Raw genomic sequence first — 16,297 nt, 5'->3', positions numbered from 1 at the left:
TAAAACGTTCGTTTAAGGAACTTTATTTATATCTATCTAAACTAATTGAAATACGTTTAAAACCAGTTCCAAAACTCATTACCAAAAATAAAGTATCATACCAAACATTAAATACCGTTTATGGAACCTTCTTAACGTACAGAAAAACTAAGTTTTTTTAATAAAAAATTCCTTATCTTACGAAATTCGCGTTTTGTTGGCGGGACCCCATCGCTATCAAGCTAACAAATGCAACAGATCCAGCGTATTTTAGCATACTTGTAACTATAGTAGTATCAATAAAATGTGGATTAGATTACAAATTGTGGATATGAATATTGCATGTCTTTTTTTCAATTGAATATTGACAGTGAAAATATTCGCAACCATCTGCTGTATTGTTTAGAAAAAATAAAAAAGAGATCCGATAGGTTCTTTTGTCATAATTGATTCCACAATGCATATATTTAGTATGATAAGTGTTTTTGGAGGTGACGTATGTCAGAAGAAAAAGATTTACAAGGTGCGGCAATAGACCCAAGCTTACTCGGTCCGACACTTCCACCTATTCCACCATTTACTTTGCCTACAGGACCAACGGGACCTACAGGAGTAGCCGGAATAACAGGCCCCACAGGACCAACGGGACCTACAGGAGTAGCCGGAATAACAGGCCCCACGGGACCAACGGGACCTACAGGAGTAACCGGAATAACAGGCCCCACAGGACCAACGGGTCCAACTGGATTAAACGTAATTGAATCTGCATTTAGAGCTTCTAAACAAGGACCACTAGAGGCACAAGCATATACCGCAGGGGATGATTTAGTTCTTACATTTAATAATGAACAATTTGATTTTGGAAATGAATTTGACGGTGTTTCAACATTCCAACCAAATCAAGACGGAGTATATTCATTAGCAGCAGGTGCAAGATTTAGCCCTAGTAGTACATTAGTTAGTTATGGGTTTTCATTCAATATTTTACTTAACAATGTTGAAGTTATAGTTGCAACTAATAATGTGGATTTTTTTGCCGACTTACTTGTGAATATTTCCACTATATATGGATTAAAAGCAGGAGACAGTGTGCAAGTTATATTTCGTGCTACTACAAATGGAAGTATTGTGGGCAATCAATTTAATCCAACATTCTTTGCGGCATCAAGATTTCCTTTTACAAGCCCGATTCCATAAACTTATTATTGTGTATGAAACAAGAGAACCAAATGACTCTCTTATCATATTTGGGGTATCACCACATCCATCAACTTAAGAAAAGTAAACACCCCAAAAACAAAAAATGAGCTGACTTCTCAAAATAACTAACTGCAGAGAAAGAAAAATTTCATTTAGTGGGTACTTCAAAACCTCAGCTTGATGGCGATGTGGCGAGACCCCATTACTATCAACTTAAGAATTGATAGTAATGAGGTATTTAATTTCTTATCTTGATGAGTATGGGATACTGCCAGCATTTCTTCTATCTTCTATATTCTTGTTGTAGGGTGTTATAAAATTCTTAAGTTAATAGCCCTTGAGTGGCATACATAGCAGAATTAACGAGTAAATGTAATAATCTCATCAACAGCTTTGATATAACCACCTGCCTCGCGGAATGATTGACTAATTTTTTTGGCATTCTCTTTGTAAATCGAATGCTGCAACACTTCATTAACGGCATGTTTTAAATCCTCGGCCGATAATTGCTGGATATTTAACATAAATCCTGCGCCAAGTTCGTATACTCGCTCAGCAATCGTATGCTGATCATTTATAAATGGGAGCATAACTAGAGGTACTTCAAAATAAAGTGATTCACTTGTGCTATTCATTCCACAATGACTAATAAATACATCCGCTTGACGCAGTATATCTAATTGTGGAAGATAGTTACCAACAATAAAATTATCAGGTATATCTCCTAGCTGCTCCACTGTTAATTGTTTGCCTATACTAAGTACTACTTTTGCATTGAGATCTTTTAAACCGACGAAACATTTTTGATAGAATTCAGGCTGATTATTAATTATGGTTCCCATAGAAATATAAATCACACGTTCTCCTTTTAATTCATCAACCGAAAAATCATTTAGAGTTTCATTTTCAGCAATGGAAGGACCGATAAAAATATAGCCATCCTTATAATCCTTGCTGTTTCTTTGAAAATAGCGAGAAGTAAAGACAATATTCAAATCGCGTGAACCCGGACAAAGTAAAAAATTATCAGATAGGGATACTTCATATTTTCCTTCTAAATATTGTTTCCTTTTTGCTATTTTTTCTAATTGCAAAAATGCTTGTAGCATGGCTAAACGTTCCTGTTTTTGTTCTATGTTTCTTGTTCCTGTCAGGTTCATATTTTCTTTTAGTTCTTGTGAAAAAGCAAACGTGGTCCAAGTTGCAATAGATGCTAAACCTCTATGGTGAGCAACCCATTTTCCAGGTAAAGACTGTGCATCATAGAGGATGTAATCGTATGTTTCTTTGGAGATTTCTTCAAAAATGGAATCAGTAATTCTTTCCATAGCATGAAGGAATTGTAATAAGTACTCTTGAGGATGGGAAGTCATAAGATTCATAGTTTCCGAAAGCTCTCTTTGTGCCTCTTGATTGATGGGACGGAATTGTGCACCTGCTTTTTTGATTTTTTCTTCAAAATCATTTGATGAATAATAGACAATGTTGTCTCCACGTTGTACTAAATCCTGTACTAATCCTAATGTTGGATTTAAGTGTCCTTCTCCACCTATATTGATGTAAAGTGCTTTTTTCATCTTTATCCCCTCCAGTAAATTTGATATCGTTAAATATAAAAGATAAACGTTTTTTTATTTTGTTTGAATTATAACAAACGAAGTTAATAAATATCTATTTTTATTTTTTGGATACTCTTGATTTTTAGAGGTTATTTTATTTAGATAACTTGATGGATGTGGCGGTATCCCCTATATAGATATAAAAACTATTAACAAAGCATCTTAATGTTTATGAGATGCTTTGTTAATAGTTTCTCTTCTCCCTAATCTCCTGCGAGACCATATTTATTTAAATTTTCTATATCTTATTTGATTTACTTATTCTGTAACACCAGATTGGGTAACCTTTACATCAGCTGTTACACGAAAACGTAAATGTTTATAGGATTCTTCCCATTCTTGACTGTTCCATTTTCTTACGTGAGTTCTACCAAGCTTTCTTAGTCCTATAGGATCTGTGCCTTGTTTAATAAATCTCTTTATCAATGTAGTTGCTTTTTTTTCTATTTCTTTTTCCATAATTTTTTCTAATTTTTTTATTTCTCTAGGACTATCTAGATTTTTTGTTTTTGTAAATTCTTGAATTTCAGCTTTAACTTGAATATGAGCATTTACGAATGGATGCTTGCTATTCCCCTCCATCTTATATTTTGTTCTAGCCTTTATATTCTCTATCGTGGCGTAAGTATTTGAAGAACCAGGTAGTTTGAATTGGTATGTGCCTTGTTTAAAAGTATCTGTCAACAATTTAAATACAAATAAATCTTTAGGTTTCACTTTATCAACCATTTTACATCTTTTAAAAAGTGCTATTCCATTTAACTCCAACACGTTATCTTTTTTAGATATCATCGGTAAATATGAATCTCTCGCATCATCATCAAGTTGGTTTAAAAACATAAAAAAATTTGTTTTTGGTTGCGTTCCATTGGCCATATTTTGCTCCAGTAAAGAGGATAGATAGGAAGCAATTTCTTTTTCTTTAGAATAGTTCCCCTTTAATAGTGATTCACCTTTTACATTTGTAATTGCTAAATAAATTGCATTTCCTACACTGGGATTTCGGTTCAAAGTCTCTAAAATTTCCTGCATTCCCTTTTCAATTATTTTTTCATTAAATATAATAACACGCAATTGACCTAACTCTAGAGGTCCAGAAGATTTTTCGGATGCTCTTGCAAGAACTTCTCTACCAGTCTGGCCTGATGCTGAATAGATTTTCGTTTCACCTTCCACGCCTCCTTTATAAGCTGCAATCGCAAAGGTTCCTTTTAGCTTACCTTCTGCTTCAGTATCATATGCCGCAACTTGAACTAAATCAATGTCATCGACAATTTTCGTTTTAGCACAACCTATTGAGAAGACACTTAATATAAGGAAAAGTATCCATCGCTTCATGTTTATCTCCTTAACTTTATTTTGGCGGTTTGAATTAGCCATAGTACAGGTAGGTATACATATATATATATAAAGCCAATTTGACCTGTCCAAGTATTTAATAAGTTAATTTTATTACGGTTATTCAAGAAAAATGATAAAACAAAGATGAATACGATGATAACTGGCAAAACATATTTTTGCTTTATTCCCAGTGCCTCTTTTATACCACGACTTACTCCCCATAATGTAAAGGAAACATTAGGTAATATAAAAAAAGCCCAAACAGAAACAATAATGTATTCAAACCGCTCTATAAAGGGAAATTGTATAATTTTAATCATGCTTAAATATGCCCATATCGCGCTCGCGAGTTGTTTTTCACTAAAAAACGCAAGAGTTAAAATCATAAGGTATGTGTAGACAATAGTCGTTACTAAATTTGCATAGTGCGCATATTTTTGAGACGTTTTTGCCTTTCTAATAAATGGGTAGTACAACAATAACATTTCAAATCCAAAAAAACTAAACATATTTCCTTTCATTCCTTTCATAATTTCTAGAAATGAATGCTGTGCAATTGGAAATAAATTTCGAAAATCTGCATACTGCAAAGGATAAAAAAATGTGAAGATTAGAATGCTTGGGATAACGATTCCAAAGAAGCCGATTCCAGCAACTACACGAAATCCTCCAGTCACAATGTAATAACATAAGCCTAAAAAAGCCCCAGCTATAACCCAAGATGAAATTGAAGGAAACATCCAAACATGTACTACTTCGATATAAGTATGGAGTGTTGTTGCACCTAACAATACAATATAGGATAAAAAAATGAAGTTGGACAATCCACCAATCCATTTTCCAAGTACGTTTTGATTGATTGCAATGATGTCTCCATTACCCTGATTTAAAATCTGATATATGATCCAAATCATAAGATTAACAGATATTCCAAAAAGTAGCGTACTAATCCATGCATCATTTCCAACTAATTTTGCACTAATCCTTTCAAAGCCAAGCATACCAACCCCCATCTGTATAGTAATAATTAAAAAAAACACCATATATGGAGATACTTGATACTCAATTGGGATCTGTTTCATAATGCTCCTCCCTGTTAAATTCAATCATCAAAATCATTTCGTGATATGATTTTATTTTTCTCTACCTCTTCTGGATCAAAACGAAACCGCTGTTTAGATTTTGAAAAAATTGGACGTCGGAACATCGCTGAGATTGGCAGACGTATAATGCTGTCTTTCCAATCTGTAGGGCGTGTGGGATAAAAAGGGAACAAATAAGGACGTCTTAATGATTCTGTACGTAATAAGCGTGCTAAAAGGAAAGAACTTGTTAAAACAATTCCTAATAAGCCCAGCAGGTGTGCAGCTATTATAAAAGGAAAACGAATTACTCGAATTGTATTACCAATTCGATATATTGGTGCTGTAAATGAACTAAGAGCTGAAAGTGCAACAATGATAATAAGTACGTTACTTGTAAGACTTGCCTCCACCGATGCTTGTCCAATTACAATACCCCCTACTATACCGACAGTTAAACCCACTTTAGTTGGTAAACGTGTCCCCGCTTCTCTCAGTAATTCAATCGTTATTTCTAAAAAAAGTGCTTCAATTAATGGAGGAAAAGGTACTTTACTTCTCGATATGATTAACGTTTCAAGAAGCTCTTTTGGAATAAGCTCATAATGATATGTTAAGATCGAAACATATAATGGAGTCGTTAAAACAGAAAAGATAAAAGCAAAAATCCTTAACAGTCGAAAAAATGAGGCAATAATCCAAGGCATGGTGTAATCTTCTGTCGTAGAAAAAAAGTCAATTAATGTTGTTGGAAGAGTGATAGCATAAGGTGAGCCATCTACAAAAAGTGCAATTTTCCCTTCTGCCAATACAGCTGCTACACGGTCTGGACGTTCTGTATTCAAAAATTGAGGAAATATAGTATTAGGATTGTCTGCAATTAACTCAATCAAATAAGTACTATCCAAAACATGGTCTGTTTTTATTTGACTCACCCGTTTTATAATTTCTTGTAGATTTTGATCATTTACAATTCCCTCAATAAATACAATTGCAACGGTTGTGTTAGATAGGGAGCCTACTTTCAATTCCTTCATTTGTAAATAAGGTGTTGGAAGCTTTCTACGTACTAAATTTAAGTTTACATCTAAATCTTCAACAAACGCGATTTGTGGACCCACGATATTGTATTCAATTTCAGCTTTTGCAATATCTCTTTTTTCTTTCTTTGACACATTTATTAACAAGCCATTTAATTTATCTGTATCGAACTGAATAAGTATATGGCCGTTTAAAATACTATCCTGAATATCTTTCATTTGATTTGTTATTTTTGAATTTTCAAAGGGTAAGACAGACTGAATATCTTGTAATGAATCGAAGCTCTGCTCCTTTATATAAGTTAAAATCTCTTCATGGAATATATTTATATCGATTAATGTTCTAAAATATGAAATGACTATAGAGGAATTTTTTGAAGCAATTTCCAATGTAGTAAAATCTTTAGATTTTTTTAGTAATTGCATTAAATCGTACAAAGATTTTATAGAGTAAACAGGTGTTTTTTCATTCGGTTTCAATTGATAATGCCCTTCCTCTCAGAAATAAACTATATTGTGTTCAGTGAATTTCTATTTTTAAGATTAGGAATAGTGATATATAAATATGCTCATTGAAAATAATGCCTTTGGAAATAACTTAACCAAAATTAGTTAAAAAATGTATCGTACAAAAAAATGAGCTCATTTCTTAAAATAACTAACTATAGAGAAATAAAATTTTCATTTAGGGGTACTTCAAAACCGTAGCTTGGTGACGATATAGTACTACCCCATGCCCATTAACTTAAGAATTTTATAACACCCCAGGATGAAAATTTCGTGTATTTTTCACAAAAAACGGCTTATTTTTTCGTTTTGGGGGTATTTGCTTTTCTTAGCTTGATAGCGATGGGGTCACGCCACATCGCTATCAAGCTAACAAAAAATACTCCCTAAATCAAAAAGAGATGAAGAAAATAATAAAAAGCTTATCATTATGTGCTAAAAGATAAGCTTTTTTGTCTATACCTATTGAATTTTATTGGATTTATTCCATGCTAATATAGTAATAAAATATTGAATACCAAACAAAATAATGAGAATGAAGTAGTAAATATGCAAAGATATAAAACAATATATGATACTGGTACTGAGCATAATTATGGTAGATTTGTAACACCTATTACATCAGTTTATGAGCCAGGATCATTTGTAGCTGTTATGAAACTTGGAGAAAATTATTATTATGGTGGCAGCTTTAAAATTAAAAAATAATAAAAGTTAATTTCACTAATGATAATATTTTTGATATGATCAATGTATAATAAAAACATAACTCATGTAATAGTCTAGGCGGTATACTTGACCAACAGCCGCTTAGCTAATGCGTTATACCCCTTAGAAAAGGTACCTTGCAGCAGGGGTACCTTTTCTTTTATTTTTAGTGGTAAATTATTTTAAATAGAAGCTATATAGTTAAAAAGTATAATAATTAAATTGTAATTGAAGTGAAGTATGTATCCCATATGAATATTTTTAAATATTAGAAAGAAAATCATTTGAGCGATAGCTGGTATTCCAATGATAGTTAAACATTGTACCCAATTATAGTTATACGTAGAGAGATGGAGTAATCCAAATGAGCTTCCAGATAATATTAAAGAGGCTGTAATTGAAGCTATGGGGCTTATTATGAAGGAGCGTATGATCTTATGCCAAAAGAACAATATAGATACAAACATAATGTTCTCTCCGATTAATTGAATTGCAACCCCAGGCGTTTTGTAAAGCATATTAGTAATTCCTTCATTCCCAATAGGATTAGATGTTCCTTTGAATGTTGTAAAAGATATTAGTACGGCTAAAAATAACAACATAATAGCATAAATAATGAAAGCACAGAAAACAGAAATTTTTAGCTGCTGGAAAGTGATTTTTTTAGAAAACAAGAATCTTTGATCTCGCATTATAAATAGGAAAACTAATGAAATAGGAAAAGAAAAATAAATAGACTTAATTATGTATTGTATTTGTATATCTAATTCATTTATATAATTAAGCGTAAATGAAGGAAAAGGTATGTAAGCTGTAATAACACAAAATATGATAAGTATTAGAAACTGCAGATACGATTTAGTTTGCAATAAGCTATCTAAGTATGTATTGGCAGCATTTAACGCGTTTAAAGACAGTTTCCACTTTCTAAAAACAGCGTTCATAACATCCCTCCATTTTTATAATAGTAAATACATTTGACTCATACTCTTACATTCTATTCTCCCCTAATTTTATTAAATGTAATCTTATATCCTTCTACTTTATAAAATTTCACGTATCGTAATTTTAATTATATTTAAAATATAGTCAGCAAATGGATTTCTATTCCAATAGAAAAAGCACCCTCTGGATGGGGCACGACAACGATTCCTTCTTTTTTGGGCCACTCATAATTGTAATTTAATCGAAAAATAGAGATATATAATAGACGTTTAAATGAATACAATCCAAATTAGGATTTTGTACATCGCCCAAGCTTCATCCTGTTTAATGGCTTGCTTCATAATTTTTTCTTTTTTTGTAGAAATATATCCCTAAACAAATACCCATGACAACACAACCGATAATCGTTACTGTAATATACAGTGGGTCTTTATTTATTTCACTTGGGATTACCCTTTCTAAGATTGGGCCTATACACATTGAAAATGCTACAAAAATCGTAATCCACGATTTTGTATACAACGCAAACATAATAAAAATCAGAATACAAACAGCCACAATACTATAATTTTGTAGTGTAGTTGCCACAAAATAATCGGTATCAATTTGTTTATTCATCCAAAAATAGAATCCTACCCAGACTCCGATAGCAATAAAATTAGCTAACATTACAAGAAATATTGAACTTTTTGTAGATGGATGTACTTTAGGAATCCCTTTGAATAGTGTAATTGCAAATACAGAAAGGGTCAGAAATAAGGGTAATGATCCAAATAACAATATGTTTTGTGAAATTTTGAATTGGCCTCTAATAGCTGGAGCAAAGCACATATAAGCGACAATAACTAATATACCCTGTCACGTTTTATAAACATTCTTCTAATATATTTCACATCATCACATTTTAACTTAGACTGACTGTTCTTTTCTCCACTAATATTTTTTATATTTACCAAAACATTATCAAATGCATGTTGTATATTTTCTGAAACGCTCACCCATTCCAAGTTGTTTAATGAATTATCAGTTTTGTCACCATTTATATGATTCACTTGCTTTTCATCCTGCCCTTTACGTCCCATATGTTTACCCATCGCTTTAGCTCTTTCTCTGCCCTCGGTTGTTTTTTCATTAATTAAATCTCTTTCAAACTCAACAATAGCTCCTAGCATAGTAAACATTAATTTACCCGCAGGTGTAGAGAAATCAATTTGGTCTTTAAGAAATACCACCGCTATTCCCCGATCAGCTAATTGATTTACAATCTTATGCAAATCAAATATCGATATAGCTAAACGGTCTATTTTACAAACAACAAATTTATCTCCGTCTCTCATGTATTCTAATGCCTTTTGCAATTCTTCTCGATCACTATTAGCTCCACTGTATTTTTCAGAATATATTTTGTCGCAACCATATTCTGTTAACCTTTCAATTTGTGCTTCTAAGTTTTGATCTTTTGTACTTACCCTTGCATAACCAACGATCGCCATCCAAATCACCTCAAAATAGTCTAAAAGTCTTAAGAATTATATACTTTTATTTTAGACTATCTTTTAGACATTAATAACTATCTGTTTACAAAGTTTTTAACCTATAAATTTTAACTGTACAAAAGGGTCAACTTTTAGACAGGGAAAAAAAGATTTTTGCCTTCGTTGTGTTCGTTTGTTTTGTTTAAATGGGATAATATATCAATTTTATTAAATTCATTAATCCAACTATTATATATTTATGTTTTATACATATACTATAGTAGATTGCTAGAAAGGAGGCGTAACCATGGATAGTTGCGTTGTGTTTGTAAATGGACAACCTTTTTTAGTTCTCTCAGTAGCTGGTATTGAAATTGCTAGATTAGAGATTTCTCTTCAAGTAGCATTAGCTCTAAGAGTGCTTGGAATACCAATCTGCGATTAATTACCACATCAAAAAAAGAGAGCACCCTCGCTATGGGTGCTCTCAATGTGAATTGGGGTTTATCCTGAGCATTGAATCGAACACAAAGAACTCGTCCTATTACATAATATGCTTGTCCTTATCATAATGTACAATAAAAAAAGCACCCTCGCCCAGGCGCCAAAAGATACACATACATTGAGGTAACTAACACGTTAGAAAAGACCTTCCATATCATTGTATGATTATCGATTATCTTTATACCTAGATGACTCATTAAATACATTTAATGTATAAGTGTCTATCGATTTAATCATGCCTAATTCCATCCAATTCATGGTTAGTATTCTAAATAAACCGAAGATATATTATAATCCTTTATATACCCAAGGAGGTTTATCATGCTCGGCTTTCATAAAAAATTACCCATCTTAGGATTCTTTTTGTTTTTATACGGTTTCATCGGTATCATCTTTTTATTAATTCCTTAACTTGTAGGAACAAAACATATAAATATATGTTTAATATGTAATTTTTATATAACAAAGAAAAAACACACGTGTTGGATGCTTAATGTATACTAATATTAATATTGAATAGCTTCATTGATAGACTTTCTAGAACAATAAATATACTAGCTGAAATTGATCTATATCCGATATTCTTTCCTGTAACATTAATAGTAATCTCCGCCAAATGAGTTGGTACATCATCTTTTTCAAAAATTTTATCTTCAACCTTTTCGACTATTGCTACATTATCCACTTCTTTAAAAGTTTTCAGCAATTTTGTTTCTAATAAAGTAAAATCAAAATTTTCATCTTTAATCACATCAAATATAATCTTCATTTTTATTTCCCCATTTTTAACTAGTTAATATATTAACATCAATATAATTATATATATGTATTAAATAATTCAAAAAGTATGTTTTGTAAACTTGCCCATAGTTAACCCATCTAATAGAGAAAGAAAAAACAAATGGAAGAAGTTCCTCTTCCAAGGTCAAGATCACTTCTCAACATTCTCGTTTATACTCCGTAGAGCTGGCTCAATACTTCGGCTACTAAATGTCATTTTCGCCTTTGCTGGCCAATATCGAATTATAAAGGATTTATATCTAAGACGTATGTGTTTCTTCCGACGCCTTGTTTGAACCAATACATTAAAGGGACGGAAGGGGAAGTATTGGCTCAAACAAAGAGCAGAAGCTCCTTGCATAGCGAGAATTCGTGAGTAATCGCTATATGGCCTGTTCCAATTGATGTAGAAGCCTATTTTAATATTTGATTACTGTCCAGAAATGTGATGTTCATTTACTCATAAACAACCACCCCATTCCATTTCCAGAAACAAACAACAGAGAGTAATAGGCTTATATTCACTATCAACCCAGAGAACGCATCTGAGCTGAATGCTAAATATAATAAAAACAGCATGACGAATACGAGTTATCTCACACTCGCCATACTGGAATATGTCATTGTTATACATTCATTGGTCTTTTCGTCTTAACGCGGGTTCGTACCGCCTTGCCCGCCCTACTATGCGGTATACGTTACCGTGACATTCTCGCATAAGAACGTTTCACTTATAGGTGTACTAATCCTCTTCGATATGCGGTTGTCAAAGGGCTTGTACATATAATTTATAATTTTTGTCATTTTATTTAGTCCCCCAAAAAGTTCGCATTTTGACCGCTTTTTGTTCGCTATTTTTAGATGATTCCTAGCGCTGTAGCAATCAATTTAACTGCACTCTGCTTCTTCTCATAGAAATATGTCTTCTTGAGTAGTAGATCATGATAAACATCTGAATCTTTTACTCTCTCATTTGTCAGGAACTTACGCTCAACGATTTTACGCTCATCTTCATCTAATAAATTGTTAAGCGCCTTCTCTACCTGCTGCACCTTCCATTTACTTGTGTTTCTAGAATCACGTAACTCAGGGAATAAACTAATTCCTTCCTGCTCCACTTCATTACTGAATCGCATCTTGAGTGCTCTGTATTCCTTTAACACTCTTACTACTTCCTTTTGTACTTCCTTATCATCGATAGCCGGTAATAATGTTAATTGTCTCTCCATGAAGGAATCCCCCTATTTCATATTTTGGTTTTTACATTCACATTAGATACGTAAAATTTTACTATCTCTTTGTTGAATAAGAGAAACATGCATAGCTAGTATCCCCACCATCCACCCTGCATAGTTCCGTTATCCATTAAGCCTTTAATAATTTACGTTTCTTGTTGGCCACCTTCTCTTTTGCTGCTTCAATGTTATTTGCTACCTTCTTATGTTTCTGATCGAATTGAATCATGCCGTCAAACATAACTGGAGTTACTGCTTCATCTACGTATTGTAAGTAATCCACTGGCGCTCGTTCCGTCTGTTCTACTAAGTACCCATAAATATCAAAGTCCGCTCTTGGTATAGACTTCTTACCTTTTGGTTGATGCGATACCCTTACGTAAGATTGAATGACTGATAGTGGTACTGCGAATACTGACTTATCCTTACTAAACTCTATAAGGAAGAAGCAAATTGCTCCCATCTTCTCTGTTTTCTCTAAGTAGTCCAATTGGTGCTGCGCAATGTTCTTTAAATCAAATCGTGTAGGATTCTCTGTAGACTTCGCTTCAAATGTGATAGCTCGTCCCTTATATACACCGCCATAGTCTACTGTACTTTTAGCTTCATAGAACCCACTTAGTACAAACACCTTCACAGGAGTCGGACGCTTGTTTATAAGTGCCACTCCCCCTCTTAGATACATTTCATTCGCTAGATTGATAAGCTTTTCAAAAGCCATACCACGGTTTCCTTGTCCCATTGTTATTCCTCACTTTCTACTTTAATTGAATATGCAATATTTCATATTTTCTTATTATAATATTCCTTTATTAATCATCATTTTCTATCAAACCATTAATATTCATTGATAAATCAACATTTGTAATTTAATTCCTGATGTTTAATCCTGCTAAAATTCATTGAATTTATATATCAAAATAATCTTATTGGAATTTATTGTTCTACACATCTATACGTGTTTTGTGTATTATATAGCGGAAGAGTAAGGTAAGAGTTACTCTTTGCCATTTTAGGGAATGTCCTGTTGGAGACAACGGGGCCTTTTTTCGTAAAAGGATTATTTTGTTTGAATTCTCATAAAACACTTTTTAAATCCCTCAACATTGGAAATAGCTATATAATAAAAAAGATTCAATGTTAGGAGTATTATAAATGTCTGATTTAATTAAACTTTGTATTGTAATAGCCGTTGCCTTATTTTTAATGTTTTCCATAATATCAGAGTTTAGGAAACCTCAAAAAGATATGTTTTGGTTCTCAATTGACGTAATGTTTCTCCTTGCAGCTTTTTTACTAATAAAAGACTATATCGTCAAACATTTAACGTAATCGGCTGAATAAAACTCAAAATTCCGTCAATAATGTAGATAGGCGATGGCCAGAACTCATTTAATGAAATCCCTAACCTTTCTCCTTTCCCCCTTGGAGAACCAGCCGAGCAGTTAGCTTTTGCTAGCTGCTCTTTTATTTATGAAAAAAGATAAAGTTCTTTATAATGACTCTTCTTTATTTCTCAATATAAAGAGTCTTGGATTTTTGTTAAAAATCTTGTAGTATATGAACAAAGAGTAAGGTAAGAGTTACTCTTTGCCATTTTAGGAAAGGTCCTGTTGGAGACAACGGGGCCTTTTTACATATAGAGTTAGTTTTGTTTAATTTTTCACCATTAACCACAAAAATATCTTATAATCGTTATATACTAAATTAATTAATGGATTAGGAGTAGATCAAATGCCAGTTACACTAGAACTTATTCTTTTCATTCTTCTAGCAATTTGTGCTGTTGGCTATTTAGTAAAAGAATTTCAAAAAACTAGGAAAAGAACACTTGGAATTTTCCTAGAATTCTTGGTTCTTTTCTGGTCAATTTGGAGAATATCAACTATCATAATCTAATTGGGGTAGCACCACATCGCTATCAAGCTAAGGCTTTAAAGTATCCCCTAAACGATAATTTTGTGTTTTTACAGCGCCGAAGTTCATTTTTATCGTTTTGGGGCAACCTTTTCTGTTAGGTTGATAGATATGGTGACCCCATCACCATCAAGCTAAGAAAAGCAAATACCCCAAAATACAAAAAAGCACTAAATACCAATAAATAACTGTTGTAGTGATATGATTTTTCGTTTTTTGATCATGGGACAGCAGTCTAATATGCTTGAATTATAATCATTGCAAGCAGCTAAAAAAGTCATTGCTGGAATAGAAGTTAAGCATATAATCAAAAAAGGACAAGCTCTCCAAGATGAGGAGTTTGTCCAAAAACATAATCTATTTGATTTAACAATGTAAAATTCAATTCCGCTAGGAATCTTTCTTTTTTCATATCCTACGATTTTTGCATGATAACCAACAATAGTGAATTAGAATAATGACTTAATACTTGCTAGTACAGTAAGGATACCTATAATAATGACAAATACATTGCTCATCTTCCCTCTATATTTAGCTAGTACAGGCACTTTACGAATTGCATACATTGGTAATAGACATAAGATAGCAGCAACTAACGGACCGCTAAGGGCATCAATGATTCCAAGAATACTTGGATTTGTATAAGCAACATACCAGCATGTTAATACGACAAAAGTAAGAATCATTGTCTTAACTGTTTTTTCTCCTATATCTTTCCCACGTTTTTTACCGGACTTGATAATCATGTCACGCATTACCTCATACGCTCCTATATAATGGCCAAGGAAAGACTTTGTAATAGCCACAAATGCAATGATAGGAGCCGCAATTGTAATTACTGGCGAATTAAGCTCATTAGCAAGATATGATAGGATTGACAAGTTCTGTTCTTTTGCCACCTTAAGATCATCTGGAGTCAAACTTAAAGTACTGCTCCAAACAAAGAACATAACAACAACGAATGTCATGATATAACAAACTTTTTGTATTTGCGCACACTTGGCATCAGTAGCATCTATTCCATACGTAGCTCTCTGTTTCATAACGAATGACGAAATCATAGGAGAATGATTAAACGAGAATACTATGATTGGTAGTATCATCCATATTGTTCCAAAATATCCTGTTCCAGTTGAAGCAGTAGAAACACTTGAAAAACTTAGCATTGACGTATTCCACTGTGGAATTAAAGATATTGCGATAAAAAGTAGAGAAACAATGAAAGGATATACTAGCATGCTCATTATCTTTACAGTAATATCTTGACCAAAATTTAGTATAGCAATAAGACCGAGTACTAATACAAGCGATAAAATGGCCCTTGGAGGCTCCGGGATGTGCAATTGATTCACGATAAAACTACTTGCAGTATTTGTAAGTGCAACCGAATACATCAGCACGATCGTATAAATTGAGACGAAATATACAATGTTAAAAATGATACTTGCCTTATTTCCGAAATACTCTCTTATAGTACCCGTAATCCCCTCATCAGCAGAATTAGAAGCGTATATCATTTTAGCAAGCGCCCTATGTGAGTAATACATAACTGGATATGCAAGTATGGTAATTAACAGTAATGATAATAAACCACCTGAACCTGCATTAATAGGTAAGAAGAGTACTCCTGCTCCAATTGCTGTTCCAAATAGACTCAATGCCCAGGTAGTATCCTGTTTATGCCACTTTTTAGGGTCTAGATATTTCTCATTTTTTACTGCAGTATTATCAACTTGAAATTCTATGTTTTTTGCAGTATTCCCATTCATATAATAATTCCTCCTAGTTTCCTATTCTTACTTCTCTATTTAAGGCATTGGAATATAGACCGTTCTTGAAAAATGAATTACTTATAAAGTGCGCCACATCGTATATCCTTCTTCTAAGTTAATCAAAATCAAAAAATTAGCGAAGCATCAACTTGACGGGGTTGTTACCACTTACAAAATGTTTCAATTATATAGT

At 32.9% G+C, this 16,297-nt stretch carries 14 protein-coding genes and 1 pseudogene; 4 read left to right on the top strand and 11 right to left on the bottom strand.

All coding sequences use genetic code 11. The annotated features are described in order from the left end of the window. Positions 1-477 precede the first annotated feature (477 nt). Positions 478-1,176 (top strand): exosporium leader peptide-containing protein, encoded by a 699-nt coding sequence (locus JDS82_RS29810; protein WP_242474915.1) that lies wholly within the window; start codon positions 478-480, stop codon positions 1,174-1,176. A gap of 362 nt (positions 1,177-1,538) precedes the next feature. On the opposite strand, the gene JDS82_RS18905 is transcribed toward JDS82_RS29810, so the two are convergent. The 4 genes from JDS82_RS18905 to JDS82_RS18890 form a co-directional block, all read right to left on the bottom strand. Further along, positions 1,539-2,756 carry a macrolide family glycosyltransferase gene (locus tag JDS82_RS18905; protein ID WP_199713739.1) on the bottom strand — a complete coding sequence of 406 codons (1,218 nt, stop codon included), beginning with the start codon at positions 2,754-2,756 and terminating at the stop codon, positions 1,539-1,541. Between the two features lie 300 nt (positions 2,757-3,056). Further along, the gene (locus tag JDS82_RS18900; protein ID WP_048563629.1) at positions 3,057-4,136 is read right to left on the bottom strand and encodes a Ger(x)C family spore germination protein; all 1,080 of its coding nucleotides are present in this window, start codon (positions 4,134-4,136) and stop codon (positions 3,057-3,059) included. A gap of 2 nt (positions 4,137-4,138) precedes the next feature. Continuing rightward, positions 4,139-5,221 (bottom strand): GerAB/ArcD/ProY family transporter, encoded by a 1,083-nt coding sequence (locus tag JDS82_RS18895; protein WP_048563628.1) that lies wholly within the window; start codon positions 5,219-5,221, stop codon positions 4,139-4,141. A 20-nt stretch (positions 5,222-5,241) separates the two neighbouring features. Continuing rightward, positions 5,242-6,741, bottom strand: coding sequence for a spore germination protein (locus tag JDS82_RS18890; RefSeq protein ID WP_199713738.1), 1,500 nt, complete (start codon positions 6,739-6,741; stop codon positions 5,242-5,244). A 555-nt stretch (positions 6,742-7,296) separates the two neighbouring features. Here JDS82_RS18890 and JDS82_RS18885 point away from each other — a divergent pair. Continuing rightward, positions 7,297-7,476 (top strand): annotated as a pseudogene (locus tag JDS82_RS18885) (DUF5065 family protein); the annotation flags it as partial. A 182-nt stretch (positions 7,477-7,658) separates the two neighbouring features. Here JDS82_RS18885 and JDS82_RS18880 read toward each other — a convergent pair. The 3 genes from JDS82_RS18880 to JDS82_RS18870 all read right to left on the bottom strand — a co-directional run bounded on the left by JDS82_RS18880 (position 7,659) and on the right by JDS82_RS18870 (position 9,914). Further along, positions 7,659-8,420, bottom strand: a complete 762-nt coding sequence (locus JDS82_RS18880; RefSeq protein WP_199713737.1) for a hypothetical protein — start codon at positions 8,418-8,420, stop codon at positions 7,659-7,661. Positions 8,421-8,745: 325 nt separating this feature from the next. After that, positions 8,746-9,039, bottom strand: coding sequence for a hypothetical protein (locus JDS82_RS29805; protein ID WP_242474914.1), 294 nt, complete (start codon positions 9,037-9,039; stop codon positions 8,746-8,748). A 227-nt stretch (positions 9,040-9,266) separates the two neighbouring features. After that, positions 9,267-9,914, bottom strand: a complete 648-nt coding sequence (locus JDS82_RS18870) for a recombinase family protein (protein ID WP_199713736.1) — start codon at positions 9,912-9,914, stop codon at positions 9,267-9,269. Positions 9,915-10,203: 289 nt separating this feature from the next. On the opposite strand from JDS82_RS18870, the gene JDS82_RS18865 reads away from it, so the two are divergent. Further along, positions 10,204-10,341, top strand: a complete 138-nt coding sequence (locus JDS82_RS18865) for a DUF3956 domain-containing protein (protein WP_000376554.1) — start codon at positions 10,204-10,206, stop codon at positions 10,339-10,341. A gap of 549 nt (positions 10,342-10,890) precedes the next feature. Here the strand turns inward: JDS82_RS18865 and JDS82_RS18860 are convergent. The 3 genes from JDS82_RS18860 to JDS82_RS18850 all read right to left on the bottom strand — a co-directional run bounded on the left by JDS82_RS18860 (position 10,891) and on the right by JDS82_RS18850 (position 13,157). Then, a complete protein-coding gene (locus JDS82_RS18860; RefSeq protein WP_199713735.1) occupies positions 10,891-11,169 on the bottom strand; it encodes a hypothetical protein in 279 nt (92 codons plus the stop codon). 868 nt (positions 11,170-12,037) lie between these two features. Next, positions 12,038-12,409: an ArpU family phage packaging/lysis transcriptional regulator gene (locus JDS82_RS18855; RefSeq protein WP_199713734.1), complete on the bottom strand. Its 372-nt coding sequence runs from the start codon at positions 12,407-12,409 to the stop codon at positions 12,038-12,040. Between the two features lie 136 nt (positions 12,410-12,545). Then, positions 12,546-13,157, bottom strand: coding sequence for a Holliday junction resolvase RecU (locus JDS82_RS18850; RefSeq protein WP_199713733.1), 612 nt, complete (start codon positions 13,155-13,157; stop codon positions 12,546-12,548). A gap of 413 nt (positions 13,158-13,570) precedes the next feature. On the opposite strand from JDS82_RS18850, the gene JDS82_RS18845 reads away from it, so the two are divergent. Next, positions 13,571-13,747, top strand: coding sequence for a hypothetical protein (locus JDS82_RS18845; RefSeq protein WP_179866093.1), 177 nt, complete (start codon positions 13,571-13,573; stop codon positions 13,745-13,747). Positions 13,748-14,781: 1,034 nt separating this feature from the next. Here the strand turns inward: JDS82_RS18845 and JDS82_RS18840 are convergent. Continuing rightward, entirely contained in the window at positions 14,782-16,101 is a 1,320-nt protein-coding gene (locus JDS82_RS18840; RefSeq protein ID WP_199713732.1) for an aromatic amino acid transport family protein, read from the bottom strand. Between the last annotated feature and the right edge of the window lie 196 nt (positions 16,102-16,297).

The organism is Bacillus cereus group sp. N14 (genome assembly GCF_016483555.1).
GTDB lineage: Bacteria > Bacillota > Bacilli > Bacillales > Bacillaceae_G > Bacillus_A > Bacillus_A wiedmannii.
The sequence above is the reverse complement of the archived record's forward strand: the minus strand, read 5'-3'. Positions and strand labels throughout refer to the sequence as shown.

Excerpts from the sequence above, each read along its gene's own strand:
- JDS82_RS18865 (WP_000376554.1), top strand. The coding sequence starts at position 10,204 with ATGGATAGTTGCGTTGTGTTTGTAAATGGACAACCTTTTTTAGTTCTC.
- JDS82_RS29805 (WP_242474914.1), bottom strand. The coding sequence starts at position 9,039 with ATGAATAAACAAATTGATACCGATTATTTTGTGGCAACTACACTACAA.
- JDS82_RS18855 (WP_199713734.1), bottom strand. The coding sequence starts at position 12,409 with ATGGAGAGACAATTAACATTATTACCGGCTATCGATGATAAGGAAGTA.
- JDS82_RS18845 (WP_179866093.1), top strand. The coding sequence starts at position 13,571 with ATGTCTGATTTAATTAAACTTTGTATTGTAATAGCCGTTGCCTTATTT.
- JDS82_RS18860 (WP_199713735.1), bottom strand. The coding sequence starts at position 11,169 with ATGAAGATTATATTTGATGTGATTAAAGATGAAAATTTTGATTTTACT.
- JDS82_RS18880 (WP_199713737.1), bottom strand. The coding sequence starts at position 8,420 with ATGAACGCTGTTTTTAGAAAGTGGAAACTGTCTTTAAACGCGTTAAAT.
- JDS82_RS18900 (WP_048563629.1), bottom strand. The coding sequence starts at position 4,136 with ATGAAGCGATGGATACTTTTCCTTATATTAAGTGTCTTCTCAATAGGT.
- JDS82_RS18895 (WP_048563628.1), bottom strand. The coding sequence starts at position 5,221 with ATGAAACAGATCCCAATTGAGTATCAAGTATCTCCATATATGGTGTTT.
- JDS82_RS18870 (WP_199713736.1), bottom strand. The coding sequence starts at position 9,914 with ATGGCGATCGTTGGTTATGCAAGGGTAAGTACAAAAGATCAAAACTTA.
- JDS82_RS18905 (WP_199713739.1), bottom strand. The coding sequence starts at position 2,756 with ATGAAAAAAGCACTTTACATCAATATAGGTGGAGAAGGACACTTAAAT.
- JDS82_RS29810 (WP_242474915.1), top strand. The coding sequence starts at position 478 with ATGTCAGAAGAAAAAGATTTACAAGGTGCGGCAATAGACCCAAGCTTA.
- JDS82_RS18840 (WP_199713732.1), bottom strand. The coding sequence starts at position 16,101 with ATGAATGGGAATACTGCAAAAAACATAGAATTTCAAGTTGATAATACT.
- JDS82_RS18850 (WP_199713733.1), bottom strand. The coding sequence starts at position 13,157 with ATGGGACAAGGAAACCGTGGTATGGCTTTTGAAAAGCTTATCAATCTA.